This is a genomic window from Klebsiella grimontii, from assembly GCF_042137965.1.
Lineage (GTDB): Bacteria > Pseudomonadota > Gammaproteobacteria > Enterobacterales > Enterobacteriaceae > Klebsiella > Klebsiella grimontii.
Genome location: NZ_CP169721.1, coordinates 1700466 through 1718534, shown reverse-complemented (window position 1 = coordinate 1718534; position 18069 = coordinate 1700466). Strand labels below are relative to the sequence as shown.

The 18069-nt window shown below is 55.9% G+C and carries 15 protein-coding genes; 8 read left to right on the top strand and 7 right to left on the bottom strand.

The genetic code is table 11. The features are described from left to right. The 6 genes from ACE3MN_RS08245 to fruB all read right to left on the bottom strand — a co-directional run bounded on the left by ACE3MN_RS08245 (position 1) and on the right by fruB (position 7300). Positions 1-1251 carry a NupC/NupG family nucleoside CNT transporter gene (locus tag ACE3MN_RS08245; protein ID WP_064343000.1) on the bottom strand — a complete coding sequence of 417 codons (1251 nt, stop codon included), beginning with the start codon at positions 1249-1251 and terminating at the stop codon, positions 1-3. 95 nt (positions 1252-1346) lie between these two features. Then, complete coding sequence (locus ACE3MN_RS08240; protein WP_049088488.1) at positions 1347-2282, bottom strand: pseudouridine-5'-phosphate glycosidase; 936 nt, start codon at positions 2280-2282, stop codon at positions 1347-1349. Continuing rightward, the gene (locus ACE3MN_RS08235; RefSeq protein ID WP_375364339.1) at positions 2275-3210 is read right to left on the bottom strand and encodes a pseudouridine kinase; all 936 of its coding nucleotides are present in this window, start codon (positions 3208-3210) and stop codon (positions 2275-2277) included. The genes ACE3MN_RS08240 and ACE3MN_RS08235 overlap by 8 nt, the downstream gene beginning before the upstream one ends. Positions 3211-3537: 327 nt before the next feature. Then, entirely contained in the window at positions 3538-5214 is a 1677-nt protein-coding gene (gene fruA / locus ACE3MN_RS08230; RefSeq protein WP_024359214.1) for a PTS fructose transporter subunit IIBC, read from the bottom strand. Positions 5215-5230: 16 nt separating this feature from the next. Continuing rightward, entirely contained in the window at positions 5231-6169 is a 939-nt protein-coding gene (gene fruK / locus ACE3MN_RS08225) for a 1-phosphofructokinase (protein ID WP_004103928.1), read from the bottom strand. Then, a complete protein-coding gene (gene fruB / locus ACE3MN_RS08220) occupies positions 6170-7300 on the bottom strand; it encodes a fused PTS fructose transporter subunit IIA/HPr protein (RefSeq protein ID WP_004870368.1) in 1131 nt (376 codons plus the stop codon). Positions 7301-7631: 331 nt separating this feature from the next. On the opposite strand from fruB, the gene setB reads away from it, so the two are divergent. Continuing rightward, a complete protein-coding gene (gene setB, locus ACE3MN_RS08215; protein WP_004870366.1) occupies positions 7632-8813 on the top strand; it encodes a sugar efflux transporter SetB in 1182 nt (393 codons plus the stop codon). A 25-nt stretch (positions 8814-8838) separates the two neighbouring features. On the opposite strand, the gene ACE3MN_RS08210 is transcribed toward setB, so the two are convergent. After that, positions 8839-9093, bottom strand: a complete 255-nt coding sequence (locus ACE3MN_RS08210; RefSeq protein WP_004870363.1) for a YkgJ family cysteine cluster protein — start codon at positions 9091-9093, stop codon at positions 8839-8841. A gap of 148 nt (positions 9094-9241) precedes the next feature. On the opposite strand from ACE3MN_RS08210, the gene yeiP reads away from it, so the two are divergent. The 7 genes from yeiP to ACE3MN_RS08175 all read left to right on the top strand — a co-directional run bounded on the left by yeiP (position 9242) and on the right by ACE3MN_RS08175 (position 18068). Beyond that, the gene (gene yeiP / locus ACE3MN_RS08205; protein ID WP_004122911.1) at positions 9242-9814 is read left to right on the top strand and encodes an elongation factor P-like protein YeiP; all 573 of its coding nucleotides are present in this window, start codon (positions 9242-9244) and stop codon (positions 9812-9814) included. Between the two features lie 316 nt (positions 9815-10130). Beyond that, complete coding sequence (locus ACE3MN_RS08200) at positions 10131-11597, top strand: mannitol dehydrogenase family protein (protein ID WP_064371601.1); 1467 nt, start codon at positions 10131-10133, stop codon at positions 11595-11597. Between the two features lie 119 nt (positions 11598-11716). Continuing rightward, a complete protein-coding gene (locus ACE3MN_RS08195; protein WP_024359216.1) occupies positions 11717-12694 on the top strand; it encodes a GTP-binding protein in 978 nt (325 codons plus the stop codon). Between the two features lie 35 nt (positions 12695-12729). Beyond that, positions 12730-13443: a phosphatase PAP2 family protein gene (locus ACE3MN_RS08190; protein WP_024359217.1), complete on the top strand. Its 714-nt coding sequence runs from the start codon at positions 12730-12732 to the stop codon at positions 13441-13443. Between the two features lie 426 nt (positions 13444-13869). Continuing rightward, entirely contained in the window at positions 13870-14439 is a 570-nt protein-coding gene (gene mepS / locus ACE3MN_RS08185; protein ID WP_004122922.1) for a bifunctional murein DD-endopeptidase/murein LD-carboxypeptidase, read from the top strand. A gap of 190 nt (positions 14440-14629) precedes the next feature. Next, positions 14630-16192 carry a cyclic di-GMP phosphodiesterase gene (locus ACE3MN_RS08180; RefSeq protein ID WP_049099723.1) on the top strand — a complete coding sequence of 521 codons (1563 nt, stop codon included), beginning with the start codon at positions 14630-14632 and terminating at the stop codon, positions 16190-16192. Positions 16193-16262: 70 nt separating this feature from the next. Beyond that, positions 16263-18068 (top strand): extracellular solute-binding protein, encoded by a 1806-nt coding sequence (locus ACE3MN_RS08175; RefSeq protein WP_064343410.1) that lies wholly within the window; start codon positions 16263-16265, stop codon positions 18066-18068. The last annotated feature ends 1 nt before the right edge of the window (position 18069 follow it).

The window sequence follows — 18069 nt, the reverse complement described above, 5'->3', positions numbered from 1 at the left end:
TTATGCCAGCCCAATAAAGAACCCGGCGATGGTGGCGCTCATCAGGTTAGAGAGCGTGGCCGCCGCCAGGGCGCGCAGCCCAAGCTGGGCAATTTCCGGCGCGCGCTGCGGTGAAATAGCCGAAAACGCCCCGACAACCACGCCGATCGAGCCAAAGTTGGCGAAACCGCACAGCGCAAACGAGATAATCGCAACGGTTTTCACGTCCAGGTTCCCGCCGCTTTGCAAGTAGGGCGAGAAGTTGAGATAGGCAACGAATTCGTTGATCGCCAGCTTTTGTCCAATCAGGCTGCCCGCCAGCGTCGCATCGTTCCAGTCAACGCCCATGATCCACGCCAGCGGCGCGAGCAGAAAGCCGAAAATCCCCTCCAGCGTGGCGTGACCGAAGCCAAACCAGCCGCCAATGCCGCCGATAATACCGTTCAGCAGCGCGATAATCGCCACAAACGCCATCACCACGGTTGCCACCCCGGCGGCAATTTTCAGGCCGGTCATCGCCCCTGACGCCGCCGCCTCGATCACGCTTTTCGGCGGCGTCTCGCTGAAAGAGAGATTGTCGAAAGTGACCTGGGATGCTTCAGTTGCCGGACTCAGCATACGGGCAAACAGAATCCCGCCGGGGATAGCCATTAGCGAAGCGGCCAGCAGATAATCAATCGGCACGCCCATACCGGCATAGCCGATCATCATCGACCCGGCAATCGACGCCATCCCGCTGCAAATCGCGGTAAACAGCTCATTGCGGTTGAGCTTGTTGATAAACGGTTTGACGATCGCCGGGATCTCGTTTTGCCCAAGGAAAATGGTGGTCACGGCGACGAAAGACTCGATCTTGCTGATATTCAGCGCTTTCTGGAAGATCCCGCCGAGGATACGGATCAGCAGCCCCATCACGCCGAGGTAGTAAAGCAGACTGATCAACGCGGTAACAAAAATGATGGCGGGCAGAACGCGGAAGGCGAAGATAAAGCCGGCGCCGTCAAACAGCACATCCATCTTCGGGCCGACCAGTGAACCAAAAATAAACGCGCTTCCGGCGTCGCTATAGGACATGACTTTGTGTACCCCAAGCGCGGCCTGCTCGACCAGCCACTTGCCCGGCGGAAAATAGAGCATCACCCCGCCAATCACGATTTGTAGCAGCAGCGCTGCCCCTACCGTTCTGATGCTGATGCGTCTTTTATTAACTGACAGCGCAAAGGCAATGGCCAGCAACACCACCATCCCCAGAAGACTTCTCATGATGTCCATAATGATATCCTTACCTGGTGGAAAACCCGGCGCAGGCCAGGCTTTCGGTATCGTTGATATCGGGGCGGGCAACCGCAAACGGCCCGCGACTGTCGTCAGGCGATCTGCTGATACTCTTTGGCAATCTCACAGGCCAGAACGGCGTTGTTGAAGACCAGCTGAATATTGGATTTCAGGCTGTCTCCGCCGGTCAGCTCCGCAACGCGGGCCAGCAGGAACGGCGTACTCGCTTTCCCCACCACGCCCTGCTCTTCCGCCTCCTTCACCGCCCGGTTGATGGCGGCGTTGATTTTCTCTTCCGGCATCGCGAACGCTTCAGGAATGGGATTCGCCACCACCATGCCACCATTCAGACCCGACTGCCATTTCACCGCCATCGCTTTGGCGATGTCTTTGGCGCTATTGAGGCGAATGCTGACGTCAAACGGGCTGGTTCGGCAGAAGAATGCCGGCAGCGCCGAAGTTTGATAACCAATAAGAGGAACGCCAAACGTTTCTAAATACTCGGTGGTTAAACCGAGATCGAGAATAGATTTCGCACCGGCACAGACCACGGTAACGTTGGTATTAGCGAGCTCCTGTAAATCGGCGGAAATATCAAACGTGTGCTCGGCGCCACGATGTACGCCGCCGATACCGCCGGTCGCAAAGACTTTAATTCCGGCCATCGCCGCAATAATCATGGTAGACGCCACGGTAGTCGCGCCATTTAATCCTGCGGCGACAACAAAGGGTAAATCACGACGACTGACTTTGGCGACGTTATGTCCTTCGCGGCCCAAAAGTTCAATTTCTTCACGGCTTAAGCCCACTTTCATTACGCCATGAATAATCGCAATGGTTGCCGGCACCGCTCCCTGGCGACGAATAGTTTCTTCTACTTCCAGCGCCGTTTGCGCATTTTCCGGAAACGGCATGCCGTGAGAAATAATGGTCGATTCCAACGCCACTATCGGCTGATTGTTTTTTAATGCCTGCTGAACTTCCGCAGAGACCTGTAATAATTCAGAGGAAATATTTAATTCAGACATATTCTTTCTCCACTACCTTTTTTACGTTGGCGTAAGATAATTCAGGGTTATTGGTGAATTCCGATGAAAGCGCCAAAGAAGAGCATCCCTGAGCAAACTTCACCGCTTGCGAAAATGAGCAGCCGTCGAGCCAGCAGCAGGCAAGACCGGCCATCATCGCGTCACCGGCGCCGGTGACATTGACAACCTGGGTTTTCAGCGGCGCGGACCAGCCGCGTTCCCCATCTCTCTCGCTGTAGTAAACGCCATCGCCGCCCATGCTCAGCACCAGGCGTTTCAGGCCATGATGGTGAAACCAGTCGGCTACGCGAGCCACATCGTCAGTGCCGGACAGCGCGATGCCGCTCAGCGTTTCTGCCTCAATCCGGTTCGGTTTCAGGGTGTGAATACGCCCCAGGTGCTGGCTGATTTTCACGCATTTCCAGGCTGAAACCGGGTCAACAAAAATGGGCGTTGAGCCGCTATTTTCCATCAACCAGGCCAGCGCCGACTCGCTAATATTACAGTCAACGACAATCACCGCGGCACCGCAGATAAAATCTTGATGCTGCCTTAAAAAGGCCGGCGTAATATGCTCAGTGATGCTCATATCATTAATCGCCACCAGCATTTCACCGGTATTATCAAGCAGCGACAAATAGCTTGATGTGCCTTCACCCGGGATTATCTGACATTTATCGACGTGAACCCCGGACTGGGCCGTTTGTTTTAATAATGAATGACCATAAAAATCGTCACCAACAACGGATAATAGCCACGCCGTTTTATTCAACAAGGCAATATTTTGCGCAATGTTGCGCCCCACGCCGCCGGGAGTATATTTTATTTTCCCAGGATTAGAATCAGCGTAGTTTAGCGACACATTGGAATAGCCAGCCACATCCATGTTTGCCGATCCAATAATCACAACGTAATCATTTTGAGGCATAAAAATACCCTCCAGCATAAAAAACGCTATGGCAGTAGAATTATTTAATATCAGGAAATAAACACCTCACGATTCACAGCCCTTCATTTAAACACATGTTTGAATGTGAACATGTGTTTATGGTAAGCGGAATAATTTTAAAGTAAAGAGAAGCAAAATAGGATTTTCATATGAACATGAACACAATCACAAAATTTGGCCAGTATGGTTTTTAAACAGTTTAAAAATGCGAAGGAGAGCACATACGGTGGGATGGGAGGAGGAAGAATGCGGCATAAAAAAAAGGGCAGAGAAGACTCTGCCCTTGAGAAGCGTTTGCTACGTCGATCAGGCGGCTTGAACTTCAGGACGTTTCAGCACCGCGTAGGAGAGACCTGCGACCAGCGTACCGACCACAATCGCCATCAGGTAGCCAAGCACCGGCGTAATCGCACCAGGGATCAGCAGGACGAACAGACCGCCGTGCGGCGCCATCAGCTTCGCGCCAACCCACATGGACATCGCGCCGGTCACCGCGCCGCCAACGATACAGCAAGGCAGGACGCGCATCGGGTCACGGGCGGCGAATGGAATCGCCCCTTCGGTGATAAAGCACAGACCGAGAACCAGCGCGGCCTTTCCGCCTTCCTGCTGCGCTTTGTCGAACTTTTTACGCGCAATCAGCGTCGCCAGGCCCAGGGCCAGCGGTGGAACCATACCCGCCGCCATGATGGCCGCCATCGGCGCATAAGTCTGGGTACTCAGCAGGCCAACACCAAACGCGTAGGCCGCTTTGTTCACCGGACCGCCCATATCGGTACACATCATACCGCCGAGGATCGCACCGAGCAGAACCGCGTTCGCCGTGCCCATGGTTTGCAGCCAGTGGGTCAGACCTTCGAGGATCCCGGCAACGGGTTTACCAATCAGGTAAATCATCGCCAGACCGACGATCAGGCTGGAAACCAGCGGAATGATCAGGATCGGTTTCAGCGCTTCCATACTTTGCGGCAGCTTCAGCTTTGTACTGATCGCTTTCGCCACATAACCGGCAAGGAAACCGGCGATAATACCGCCAATAAAGCCAGAACCGGTGCTCACCGCCAGCATACCGCCGATAAGACCCGGCGTCAGGCCAGGACGGTCAGCGATAGAGAAGGCAATAAAGCCCGCCAGAACCGGTACCATCAGCGCGAAGGCTGAGCCACCGCCGATTTGCATCAGCGCCGCGGCCAGGGTGTCTTTCACCTCAAAGGCTTTAATACCAAAAGCGAAGGAGAGCGCGATACACAGACCGCCCGCCACCACCATCGGCAGCATGTACGACACGCCGGTCAGCAGGTGACGATAGGCGCCCGCAGACTCTTTTTTGCCTTCCGCCGCGGCCTGGGATTTACCCGCAGGCTGATACGGTTTCGCTTCAACCACGGCTTTATCCAGCTCCTGCGCGGTTTTCTTCAGCGCCAGACCGGTGGTGGTGCGATACATCGGCTTACCGGCGAATTTCGCCAGATCCACTTCGATATCGGCAGCGACGACCACCAGATCCGCCTGTTCAACCTCTTCCGGGGTGATTGCATTGCCCGCGCCTACGGAGCCGCGCGTTTCAACCTTCACCCACCAGCCGCGTTTTTTAGCTTCGGTTTCAATAGCTTCCGCCGCCATAAAGGTGTGCGCGACGCCGGTCGGGCAAGCGGTGACCGCCACAATGCGTTTTGGGCCGTTAGCCGCAGTCGGCAACGCAGCAGCGGCCGGAGCGGCGTAAGGCGTCGCGTGGCTTTTGGCCTCACCGAGGAACAGCTCCGGGTGAGCCACGGCGCGGTTGATATCGCCGAGATACACCTTTTTGCCGTTCAGCGCGCTGTCGGCCGGCAGCGCCGTGCCCAGCACAATCGCCAGCTCAGCGTCGTTTGGGTTATCAATCAGTTCGAGTTGCGCTTTTTGCGCCGCGGTGCTTAACAGGGTCTTCGCCATATAGGCGCGGGCCTGTCCAAGCCCGGCATCAATAATCAGCAGCGTTTTCATTATGCCTCTCCTGCTGTTAATTAAAGGGTTGTAAGTCGACGCGCGCCATCATTGCGGCCAACTGGGTACGATCGGTAATACCGACATTGCTCTGACTCACCGCCAGCGCGGCGACTGCCGTTGCCAGGCGCAGCGTATGTTCGCTGGACTCACGCATCAGCAGGCCATAAATCAGGCCGCCAACCATAGAGTCGCCGGCGCCAACGGTGCTAACCACTTCAACGGAAGGCGGTTTGGCAATCCATTCTCCGGATGCGTTGACCCACAGGGCGCCTTCTTCGCCAAGAGAGATAACCACGTGGGCGATCCCCTGCTCACGCAGCGCATGAGCGGCTTCAATGACATCTTTCATCTCAGGCAGCTTGCGGCCAGCCCAGATTTCCAGCTCGCGACGGTTAGGTTTCACCAACCACGGCGCCGCTTTCAGCCCCGCAACCAGCGCTTCTCGGCTGCTATCAAAAATGATGCACGGGCACTGGCTACGCAGACGGGTCATCCAGTCGGTGAACGCTTCCGGGCTCACGCCGGACGGCAGGCTGCCGCTTACGCAGACCATATCGAACTGGCCCAGCCAGCTCAGAGAATCGTTAACAAAACGCTCCCAGTCGCCCGGCGTCACTTCAAAGCCGGAGAAGTTAAAGTCGGTGACTTCGCCATCTTTCTCAGTCAGCTTGACGTTGATACGGGTACGGCCCTGAACGACCTGAAAACGGTTTGCGATGCCCAATTCACTGAACAGCTGCTGAAAACCATCCTGATTGTCTTTACCGAGGAAACCGCCAACGGTGACGTCGATACCGAGATCTTTCAGCACTTTTGCAACGTTGATCCCCTTCCCTGCGGCGTGCAAACCGGTGGTGCGAACGAGGTTAACCTCGCCGCGTTCAATTTCCGGGGTAAAACCCACCAGGTCATAGGCCGGGTTTAAAGTAATCGTTGCGACACGTCTGCTCATTTATGCGCCCTCCCCAAGGCCTGCGGCGATCGCTTCGCCAATCGCATCCAGCGCCTGCTGCGCATCTTCACCCTGCGCGGTAAAGCGCAAGCGGTGACCTTTCTTCACGCCCAGCGCCACGACTTTCATCAGGCTGCGGCCGTTTGCCGGTTTGCCCGAACCATCAAGGTTGGTGACGGTAATGTCGCTGGAGAATTGTTTAATGGTATTAACCAGCATCGTGCCGGGACGCGCGTGCAGCCCGTGCTCATTGCGGATAACGTATTCCGCGCTGAGAACATCTTCGGCAATCGCATCGTCGCTGGTCAGGAGAGCCAGCAGCGTGGCGCCATCAGCCTTCAGCAAGCGGTCAGCTTTTTTATCCAGGAGCAGATTGCTCAGGCGATTAAGCACCGCCGTCGGCTGGTCATCGGCCATCGCGACGGTGATCAGCAGAGAAACCGGCTGCTCATCGCTGGTGAAGGCGTTGGCCGCGCGGCTGACGGCAACGGCGCTGCGCAGGTTGCCTTCGGTGCTGTCGTTCAGCCAGATGCCCTGACCAAGGTTCAGCGGTTTATCATTAATCGTACGGCTAACAAAGGAAGCATCGACGGCGCCGGCTTCTTTCAGCCGCGCGGCGTTCAGCGCCTGCAGGGTCAGCAAATCGCTGGCCGCAACGTCCAGGGTCAGCGTCTCGTTATCCAGCTTCAGCGCTTCGCTCTGCTTTTCGCCCATCAGCAGGGCGCGCAGCTCTTCGGCGGTCGTCGCGGACTTAAGCTGTTCAGCCACGGAGTCGTCGCTCAGCACGTGGGTCAGCTGACGCAGCAGCCCAAGGTGTTCATCCGAGCTGGCGGCGATACCGATGGCGACGTAGGCGGTTTGCCCTTCGCCCCAGGTCACGCCCTGAGGGAACTGGTAAACCTGAACGCCGGTTTTCAGCACCTGGTCGCGGGTGTCGGTGGTACCGTGCGGAATCGCAATACCGTTCCCCAGAAAAGTGGAGGTTTGCTGCTCGCGAGCCAGCATCCCGTTGACGTAGCCGTCTGCCACGTTGCCCGCGCTGACCAGCGCGGAGGCAACCTGACGAATAGCCTCTTCTTTATTACCGGCCTGCTGACCGGGATGAATATCCTGTACAGATAACTGGAACATGGTTCTCCTCTCCTGCTGAATTGAATCGTTTCAGCTACTTTGAGAAAAAATGCGTCATCTACCTGCCGGAGAATCTCCCGATGACGCTGAAACGTTTCAAGAAGTCTGTACCTTTATTAGCCATCAGGCAAGGAAAGTTGGAATCCTGATAACAGAAGTTAGAGATACAGCACACTTTTGCTGAAGCGGGAGCGCCGAGACCGGCAAAACTTCAGCTTTCTGCTGAAGTTTGATTTTGAAACGTCTTTTTGATTTATTCGTGCCCTGGTACTGTTCATTTTCTGAGTGACGGCGTAAACTCCGCGACTCCTGAAAACCGATGAACGCCGACATGCAAAACAGTAGCGCCGCCCTGCCACGACGCGGGTTTGATCTCACCTCTTCCGCCTTTCTGATCGTCGCCTTCCTGACGGGTATCGCCGGGGCACTCCAGACGCCGACGTTGAGCCTGTTTCTGACTAACGAGGTTCACGTCCGACCGGCGATGGTCGGCTTCTTTTTTACCGGCAGCGCGGTGATCGGCATTCTGGTAAGCCAGTTCCTCGCCGGGCGTTCGGATCGCAAAGGCGACCGCAAGCGGCTGATCGTCTTCTGCTGCCTGATGGGCGTGCTGGCCTGCGTGCTCTTCGCCTGGAACCGTAACTACTTTATTTTGCTGTTCGTCGGCGTATTTCTCAGCAGCTTCGGCTCCACCGCGAACCCACAGATGTTTGCCCTCGCCCGCGAGCATGCGGACAAAACGGGCCGCGAGGCGGTCATGTTTAGCTCGATTCTGCGCGCTCAGGTGTCGCTGGCATGGGTTATTGGGCCGCCGCTGGCCTACGCGCTGGCGATGGGTTTCGGCTTTACCGTGATGTATCTCAGCGCGGCGGTCGCCTTTGTGGTCTGCGGCGCGATGGTCTGGTTTTTTCTTCCCAGCATGCGTAAAGAGCCGAAGATCGCTACGGGCCATCTCGAAGCGCCGCGCACCAACCGCCGCGACGCGCTGCTGCTGTTTATCATCTGTACGCTGATGTGGGGAATCAACAGCCTGTACATCATTAATATGCCGCTGTTTATCATCAATGAGCTGCATTTATCGGAAAAGCTGGCGGGAGTCATGATGGGCACCGCCGCCGGGCTGGAGATCCCGACCATGCTGATTGCGGGCTACTATGCCAAACGCTTCGGCAAACGCTTCCTGATGCGCATTTCGGCGGTGGCCGGCGTGCTGTTTTACGTTGGCATGCTAACCGTGCATACCCCCGGACTGCTGCTGGCCCTGCAGGCGCTGAACGCCATTTTCATCGGCATTCTCGCCGGTATCGGCATGCTCTATTTTCAGGATCTGATGCCCGGACAGGCGGGTGCGGCCACTACGCTTTATACCAATACCACGCGCGTTGGCTGGATTATCGCCGGTTCGCTGGCGGGCGTCGTCGCGGAAATCTGGAGCTATCACGCCGTCTTCTGGATTGCGCTGGTGATGGGCATCGCCACTCAGGCCTGCCTGTGGCGTATTAAAGACGTTTAAAGGATGTTCGCGCCGGCTTGCGTCGTCACGATGAAGTGCTCAGTTCAAGATGAAGCAGCCAGATCATGGCGTCATCGCGATTGGTGGCACACATTTCCGCTTCCGGCTTCAGGCTGGCGCATACTTTCGGCCTTAACGGCGAGCCAAAAATATGACACAGGTTATTTTCCGATAGCTGTACGCAGCGGGTGTTTGCCGGCTTGCCCTGCGGCATGCCCGGGATAGGGCTGGAGATAGAAGGAGCGATACAGCAAGCTCCGCATTCAGGGCGGCATTCCATAATCGACTCTTCCGATAACGCGTTTAGCAGCCCAGCCTAAACGTTTTGCCTGAAGATAGCAAAACAGGCGAATTCCACTTGCCTGAAAGGCCCGGCGCGAGTAGTTTTACGCGATATTTTCGACCCTTTAAGTGACAGGATGACTGCAATGCCAAGAGCGAATGAAATTAAAAAAGGTATGGTGCTGAATTACAACGGCAAACTGCTGATTGTTAAAAATATTGATATTCAGTCACCGAGCGCCCGCGGCGCAGCGACGCTGTACAAAATGCGTTTCTCCGATGTGCGCACCGGCCTGAAAGTGGAAGAACGCTTTAAAGGCGACGACATCGTCGATACCGTCACCCTGACCCGCCGCTTCGTTGACTTCTCCTATATCGATGGCAACGAATACGTCTTTATGGATAAAGAAGATTACACCCCGTATATCTTCACCAAAGAGCAGATCGAAGAAGAGCTGCTGTTTATGCCGGAAGGCGGCATGCCGGATATGCAGGTTCTGACCTGGGACGGCCAGCTGCTGGCGCTGGAGCTGCCGCAGACCGTGGATCTGGAAATCGTAGAGACGGCGCCGGGTATCAAAGGCGCATCCGCAAGCGCCCGTAACAAACCGGCGACGCTGAGCACCGGCCTGGTCGTTCAGGTGCCTGAATACCTGAGCGCGGGCGAGCGCATTCGTATCCATATCGAAGAGAGCCGCTACATGGGCCGCGCGGACTAAACTCTGCGTTTGCAACATCATAAAGGGCAGCCAGCGGCTGTCCTTTTTTTCGCACCTTATCCGCAGCGCCTGGCCCTCTCTCTGCTGGCAACGTTGCTCTCCCTTCACACGCCGCAAAGTTGTTATACCAAAAATAATTAAACTGTCGCTCCTTTCCGCCATTAAGCGCGCCCGCTTTTCAAGCCAGCCGGGTAGCCAGCCAAAAAATGATGACCGAGCTCACATTAAGCGGATAAACAAGGCTCACCAATTTAATTTGTTGTCATATAACTTTACACTGGGAATGTTAATTATCCGTTAATCAGGTGTGTTAAGAATGACTACCATAGCTACGGCTACGCTGCCGGAAGGCGTACAGCTCCCTCAATATGACCGCAGCCAGCTGCGTTCGCGTATTGTGCATTTTGGTTTCGGCGCGTTTCATCGCGCGCACCAGGCGCTCCTCACCGATCGGGTGCTTAACGCCGGCGGCGGGGACTGGGGAATTTGTGAGATCAGCCTGTTCAGCGGCGATCGGCTGATGAGCCAGCTTCGCCAGCAGGACCACCTGTTTACCGTGCTGGAAAAAGGCGCCGAGGGCAATCAGCCAATCGTGGTCGGCGCCGTCCATGAATGCCTGAACGCAAAACTGGATTCGCTGGCCGCGATTATTGAGAAATTTTGCGAACCGCAGGTCGCCATCGTCTCTCTGACCATCACCGAAAAAGGCTACTGCATCGATCCGGCCAGCGGCCTGCTGGACATGACGCAGCCGCGCATTATCCACGATCTGCAAAACCCGACGCTGCCGCAATCGGTTCCCGGCATTCTGGTCGAAGCCTTATCGCGCCGCCGTCAGCGTGAACTACCGCCGTTTACCGTCCTCTCCTGCGATAACATCCCCAACAACGGGCATGTGGTGAAAAACGCCGTGCTGGGAATGGCCGAAAAACGGAGCCCGGAGCTGGCGCAGTGGATCGCCGAGCGCGTCAGCTTTCCCGGCACCATGGTTGACCGCATTGTGCCAGCCGCCACCGATGAATCGCTGGCGGAAATTAGCGCCGCGTTGGGCGTAGAAGACCCCTGCGCTATCAGCTGCGAACCCTTTATTCAGTGGGTTATCGAAGATAACTTCGTTGCCGGACGCCCGGCGTGGGAAACCGCGGGCGTTCAGATGACCGATGACGTACTGCCGTGGGAACAGATGAAGCTGCGGATGCTCAACGGCAGCCACTCGTTCCTCGCCTGGCTTGGCTATCTGGCGGGTCATGCGCATATTAGCGACTGCATGCAGGATCCGATTTTCCGCAGCGCCGCCTACCGCCTGATGCTTGACGAACAGGCGCCGACCTTATCTATCCAGGGCGTGGATCTGACGGCGTATGCTGACAGCCTGATCGAACGCTTCAGCAATCCGGCGCTGAAGCATCGCACCTGGCAAATCGCCATGGACGGCAGCCAGAAGCTGCCGCAACGTATGCTTGACGGTATTCGCGTCCACCTTGCGCAAGGCAGCCACTGGCCGCTGCTGGCGCTCGGCGTCGCGGGCTGGATGCGCTACGTCAGCGGTATTGACGATGGCGGAAATGCGATTGATATTCGCGATCCGCTGGCCGATAAGATACAGAAACTGGTCTCCGCCAGCGATGAACACCAGCGCGTGGCGGCCCTGCTTACGCTTGAGGAGATCTTCGGCCGCGACCTGCCGCAGGATCCGCAGTTTGTCGCTTACATCACCGCCGCATGGCATCAGCTTGCCGCCTTTGGCGCGCGTCAGGCGATTGCCGGCACGCTGAACGCTTAACAATAACTGCCTTTTAGCGGACAGAATCCCCTTCTGTCCGCGCTAAGTCTTCTCTTTCTCCCTTTTTTTCGTCAGGATAGGCGTAACTGTTACAACATTACATTTATCCTGGAGAAAAAGTGACCAAAACCAACTTGATCACGGGGTTTCTCGGCAGCGGCAAAACCACGACGATTCTGCATCTGCTGGCCAATAAGCCCGCGGATGAAAAATGGGCCGTGCTGGTCAACGAGTTTGGTGAAGTGGGTATTGACGGCGCGCTGCTGGCGGAAAGCGGCGCGCTGCTCAAAGAGATCCCCGGCGGCTGTATGTGCTGCGTAAACGGCCTGCCGATGCAGGTCGGGCTCAATACCCTGCTACGCCAGGGCAAACCCGATCGCCTGCTGATAGAACCCACCGGGCTGGGCCATCCTAAACAGATCCTCGATATGCTGACCGCCGCGGTATACGAGCCGTGGATCGACCTGCGCGCTACCCTGTGCGTGCTGGACCCGCGCCAGCTGCTGGACGAAAAAGCGGTGACCAACGACAACTTTCGTGACCAGCTGGCGGCCGCTGACGTTATTATCAGCAATAAAGCCGACCGCTCGACGGAGGAGAGTCAACGCGCCTTTGCCGCATGGTGGCAAGCCTACGCAGGCGATCGCCGATTCGTCAGCGCCACGCGGGGTAATATCGACCCGGCGCTGCTTGATTTACCGCGCCGCAACCTTGCGCCGCTCCCCGCCAGCGCCGAACACGCCCACGGCCACGAGCAGAAACAAGGCCTTGCGGCACTGAGCCTCCCCGCCCATCAGCGCTGGCGCCGCAGCCTCAATAGCGGTCAGGGCTATCACGCCTGCGGCTGGATTTTTGACGCTGAAACCGTTTTCGACACCGTTGCCCTGCTCGAATGGGCGCGCCTGGCGCCGGTCGGGCGCGTCAAAGGCGTTATGCGCATTGCGGAGGGGCTGGTACGGATCAATCGTCAACAGCTTGATCTGCATATTGAGACGCAGAACGTCTCCCCACCCGACAGCCGCATCGAGCTGATTGCCGATACTGAGACGGACTGGAACGCACTGCAGGCCTCCTTGTTGAGGATTCGTTTAAGTTAAGACGGCTATGGTTGCCGTCGTTTACCCAATACATGATAGTTATGATTAAAAATCGAATTCCCCTTATCCTGCTGCTGAACGCGGCGGGTATAGCGCTTTTTTGTTCATGGTACCTTCCCGTTAACCATGGTTTCTGGAATCCGCTGGACTCAGCGATCTTCTATTTCTTTAATCACCTGGTTGGCGTGAGCACCGCCTATACCTGGCTGCTGGCGATTATCAATAACCGCGCCTTTGACGCCTGCTCGCTACTGGCGATGGGCAGCCTGATGCTGAGCTTCTGGTTCAAAGAGCAGAGCGCCGGACGCCGCCGGGTGATTATCATCGGCCTGGTGATGCTGCTGGCTGCCGTCATTATCAATCAGCTGGCCCAGCACCTGATGCCGGTTAAGCGCGCCAGCCCTTCGCTCTCTTTTACCGACATCACCAAAGTGAGCGATGTGATCTCATTCCCCACCAAAGACGCTTCAAAAGATAGCTTCCCGGGCGATCACGGGATGATGCTGCTGATATTTGCGTCATTTATGTGGCGTTATTTTGGTCGCCGGGCGTTTGCTATCGCGCTGGTGATATTCGTGGTGTTCGCTTTCCCACGCGTGATGATTGGCGCCCACTGGTTTACCGATATTGCAGTCGGCTCATTAACGGCGGTGCTCATTGGCGCCCCCTGGGTATTGATGACCTCATTGAGCGATAAGGTTATTGCCTTATTTGAGCGCCACCTTCCGGGTAGAAAAGCAAAAAATTAAATCTATCTTTACAATTAATTAATATCATTCATAAGGGATCGTTCTGGGTCCCTTTTTTTGCCCGCGCCTGTTTTCTCATCACGTATCATCTTCCTGTCATATTAATCATCTTAAAAATGAGTAAATTGCGTATTTTTTACCCACCACTGCCGCTATTTTGTCCTTTGCCGATGATTCACTTTTTGTCGCAAAAATACTTATAAGAAAATGCGTAAAACCGCTCGCCATCCCCCGGTTGATCGGGTAACCTCAATCTCGTTTTGCCTCGTCAGCAACATCAATTCATAGAATGAATAAATTTGTGCGTGACTCCACAGTTTTATGCTTACGGAATTGTCTCATTGCGACCAGGTAATTAGGCTCTAACACGTTTGGCATTTTTTATAACGACATTGTCGTTAAGGACAACAAGGGATAACACACAGCATGGTCAAATCTCAGCCGATTTTGAGATATATCTTGCGGGTCGCCCCCGCGATTGCAGTTGCGGTTCTGCTTTCCGCGTGTAGTTCAAATAGTACCGCCAGAAATATGCATTCTGAGACGCTTGCTGTGGGTAGTGGCGATTTATCATCACTGCAAGCCTCTCAGGATGAATTTGAAACGATGGTCCGCAACCTGGACGTGAAGTCCCGCTTGATGGATCAGTATGCCAGCTGGAAGGGCGTGCGTTACCGCCTCGGCGGCAGCACCCGTAAAGGCATCGATTGTTCCGCCTTTGTGCAACGGACTTTCCGTGAACAGTTTGGCCTGGAACTGCCGCGCTCCACTTCAGAGCAGCAGGATTCCGGAAAATCGATCAGCCGCGCCCAGCTGCGTACCGGTGATTTAGTTCTGTTCCGCGCCGGCTCCACGGGCCGCCACGTTGGTATCTATATCGGCAACAATCAGTTTGTTCATGCATCCACCAGCAGCGGTGTGACCATTTCAAGCATGGATGAGCCATACTGGAAAAAGCGCTATAACGAAGCGCGACGCGTTCTGAGCCGTTCGTAATCGTCTTCTGCCGTTGGTTAATCCCTTGGCCAACGGAAGAAACAAAAAAACACTGCCGAGGCGGTGTTTTTTTTTGCTCGCCAGCCAATAAACTTCGTAAAATAAGCTATGTCTTTAAGCAGGGATAGAAAAAGCGTTTTTCTATCAGCCCTTTGGCGCACATCAACAATACGGACTGACTATATAGCCTATGCCTACCCGTCACCTCGCTCCCCGGCGAAAAAACTGGCTGACCAGTATATGTATTGGAATAGCCGTCGCCCTGCTGGCCGGTAGCATCCAGTTTATGGTGATTTATCACAACCGGGCGGAGCGTTTCGACGCCATTATTAACAACGTCCATACCTATCTGCAGGACTATTTTCACGATTTAAATCAGACTATCCACGGCCTGCAGCCGCTGGTCGATGAGCCATGTGAGAACGTTGCCTCAGGCTTAACCGCCCATGCGGCCTTCAGCCCAAACGTACGCGCCGTCCTGCTGGTCAAAAATGGCCTCGCGTTTTGTTCCTCCGCTACAGGCGCGATGAGTACGCCCTTAACCCAGCTCATACCCCAGCTTGATGTTACTCAAGCGGTCGATATGGCGATTCTGCCCGGGACGCCAATGATGCCCAAAAGCGCCGCGCTGGCGTTGTGGGTTCGTAGCCCCCACGGCGGGAAAGACGGTATTTTTGTCTCGATTAATGCCAACCTGACGCCCTATATCCTCTATTCAGCGCGACAGAATGACTTCAGCGGCCTGGCGCTGGCCATTAAGGACGTCGCCATTTCCACCTTCAGTAACCAGCTCATCGACCCGCAGACCCTGCTCTCGCCGCCTATTCGCCAGACGCAAATTGACGGCCTGCCGCTGAAAGTCTATCTCTACGCCAACAGCTGGCTGGCGGAGAATACGCAGTTCGCTCTGCTGCTGGGCGTCGTGTGCGGACTGCTGGCCGGACTTTTAAGCTACTACGTTCTCACCATTAAGTCGGACCCGCGTAAAGAGCTTCTGCTGGCCATCAAAAACGATCAGTTTTACGTGGTCTATCAACCGGTGGTGAGGTCAGAGACGCTACAAATCAGCGGCGTTGAGGTGCTGATGCGCTGGCGGCATCCGGTGGCCGGCGAGATCCCTCCCGATGTCTTTATCAACCTTGCAGAAACCCAGCAGATCATCGTTCCGCTTACCCGCCATCTCTTAACGTTGATTGCGCAGGATGCGCCTGTTCTGCAAACGCTCCTGCCCGCCGGAAGCAAGCTGGGGATCAATATTTCCCCCATTCACCTACACGCCGGGAGCTTTCAGCAGGATCTGCAGCGATTTACCGCCGCTATGCCGACCGACCATTTTAGCGTGGTGCTGGAAATCACCGAGCGCGCGATGATCGATAAAAATCGTTCCTTAGAAAACTTCGACTGGCTGCACGAGCAGGGTTTTGAAATTGCGATTGATGATTTCGGTACCGGCCATAGCGCGCTAATTTATCTGGAACGCTATAACTTTGATTACCTGAAGATAGACCGCGGCTTCGTACAGGCTATCGGCACGGAGACCGTGACCTCGCCGGTGCTGGACGCGGTTATCACCCTAAGCCGCCGGCTGAAGCTCACCACCGTCGCCGAAGGCGTGGAAACGCAGGAGCAGGCGGAATGGCTGCGCGATCATGGGGTAAATTATTTGCAGGGATACTGGCTAAGCCGGCCGCTGACGCTGGAAGCGCTGATCGCCGCCCATGATGAACCGGCGAAATATTTCCCAACCCGCTAAGGGTCCTTTATTATTTGCTATCAGAGGCCGGGCCGTTTCAGGCCCGGCATGGGAGGACGAGATCCTGGTTATTTTTGCGCGCATCAGCCTGATACTGCTGGCCTTATTTAGCCTGCAGAGCCAGGCGCAAACCATTAAAGAGAGCGACAGGTTCGCGATTATCGGCGAGCCGAAATACGCCGCAGGCTTTACCCATTACGATTATGCCAATCCCGCCGCGCCTAAAGGCGGCGCAATTACCCTCGCCGCCATCGGTACCTTTGATAATTTCAACCGCTACGCCATGCGCGGCAACCCGGGTATTCGTACCGAAAGCTTATACGATACGCTCTTCACCACCTCTGACGATGAGCCCGGCAGCTACTATCCGCTGATTGCCGAGCATACGCGCTACGCCGATGATTTTTCGTGGATGGAGATTACGCTCAATCCGCGCGCCCGCTACCACGACGGCAGCCCCATCACCGCCAGCGATGTCGCGTTTACCTTCCAGAAGTTTATGACCGAAGGGGTGCCGCAGTTTCGCCTCTATTATAAAGGCACCCGCGTAAAAGCCATCGCTCCGCTCACCGTGCGCATTGATTTAGCCGCCCCGGGCAAAGAGAACATGCTTAGCCTGATGACGCTGCCCGTTATGCCGGAAAAATACTGGAGGAATCATAAGCTCAGCGACCCGCTCTCTGCGCCACCGCTGGCCAGCGGCCCGTATCGCATCACCGCCTGGCGCATGGGCCAGTACATTACCTACTCGCGGGTAAAGGACTACTGGGCTGCCGATTTGCCGGTCAACCGCGGGCGCTGGAATTTCGACTCGCTGCGCTACGACTATTATCTGGATGACAACGTTGCTTTCGAAGCCTTTAAGGCCGGCGCCGTCGACCGCCGCGAAGAGAACGTTGCCAAAAACTGGGCGACCCGCTACGTTGGACGCAACTTTACCCACGGCTATATCGTCAAAGACGAATACACCAACACTTCGGCGCAGAACACGCAGTGGCTGGCGTTTAATATTCAGCGCCCGGTATTTTCCGACCGCCGGGTGCGCGAAGCCATCACCCTCGCCTTTGATTTTGAATGGATGAATAAGGCGCTGTTCTATGGCTCCTACAGCCGCGCCAACAGCTTCTTTCAGAATACCGAATACGCGGCGCGCGATTATCCGGATGCCGACGAGCTGGCGCTGCTGACGCCGCTGAAAAAAGAGATCCCGGCCGAAGTCTTCACGCAGATATACCGGCCGCCAATTTCCAGCGGCGATGGTTTCGCTCGCGCAAACCTGCTGAAAGCGGATGCCATCCTTAACCAGGCGGGGTGGATAGTGAAAAACCAGCGCCGGGTGAATGCGAAGAGCGGCAAACCGTTACGCTTTGAGCTGCTGCTTCCCTCCGGCAGCAGCGATCGCTGGGTCCTGCCCTTTCAGCACAATCTTCAGCGGCTCGGCATCGTTATGGATATCCGCCAGGTCGACAACTCCCAGTACAGCAACCGCAAGCGCAGTCGGGATTACGACATGATGCCAAACGTCTGGCGCGCCACGCCCTGGCCCGACACCGGCCTGCAAGTCTCCTGGGACTCCCAATATATTAACTCCAGCTACAACGCCTCTGGGGTCCAAAGCCCGGCCGTCGACCAGCTCATCGCGCAGATTATTCGCTGGCAGGGTAATAAAGAAAAGCTGCTGCCGCTGGGCCGGGCTCTCGACCGCGTGCTGACGTGGAACTATTACATGCTGCCGATGTGGTATATGGCCCAGGACCGAACCGCATACTGGGACAAATTCTCCTTCCCGCAGACCCGCGCGATCTACTCCTCCGGTTTCGAAAACGGGTGGTACGACGCAAGCAAAGCGGCCAGACTCCCCGCGGACAGACGCTAAG

Excerpts from the sequence above, each read along its gene's own strand:
- ACE3MN_RS08245 (WP_064343000.1), bottom strand. The coding sequence starts at position 1,251 with ATGGACATCATGAGAAGTCTTCTGGGGATGGTGGTGTTGCTGGCCATT.
- ACE3MN_RS08240 (WP_049088488.1), bottom strand. The coding sequence starts at position 2,282 with ATGTCTGAATTAAATATTTCCTCTGAATTATTACAGGTCTCTGCGGAA.
- ACE3MN_RS08235 (WP_375364339.1), bottom strand. The coding sequence starts at position 3,210 with ATGCCTCAAAATGATTACGTTGTGATTATTGGATCGGCAAACATGGAT.
- fruA (WP_024359214.1), bottom strand. The coding sequence starts at position 5,214 with ATGAAAACGCTGCTGATTATTGATGCCGGGCTTGGACAGGCCCGCGCC.
- fruK (WP_004103928.1), bottom strand. The coding sequence starts at position 6,169 with ATGAGCAGACGTGTCGCAACGATTACTTTAAACCCGGCCTATGACCTG.
- fruB (WP_004870368.1), bottom strand. The coding sequence starts at position 7,300 with ATGTTCCAGTTATCTGTACAGGATATTCATCCCGGTCAGCAGGCCGGT.
- setB (WP_004870366.1), top strand. The coding sequence starts at position 7,632 with ATGCAAAACAGTAGCGCCGCCCTGCCACGACGCGGGTTTGATCTCACC.
- ACE3MN_RS08210 (WP_004870363.1), bottom strand. The coding sequence starts at position 9,093 with ATGGAATGCCGCCCTGAATGCGGAGCTTGCTGTATCGCTCCTTCTATC.
- yeiP (WP_004122911.1), top strand. The coding sequence starts at position 9,242 with ATGCCAAGAGCGAATGAAATTAAAAAAGGTATGGTGCTGAATTACAAC.
- ACE3MN_RS08200 (WP_064371601.1), top strand. The coding sequence starts at position 10,131 with ATGACTACCATAGCTACGGCTACGCTGCCGGAAGGCGTACAGCTCCCT.
- mepS (WP_004122922.1), top strand. The coding sequence starts at position 13,870 with ATGGTCAAATCTCAGCCGATTTTGAGATATATCTTGCGGGTCGCCCCC.
- ACE3MN_RS08180 (WP_049099723.1), top strand. The coding sequence starts at position 14,630 with ATGCCTACCCGTCACCTCGCTCCCCGGCGAAAAAACTGGCTGACCAGT.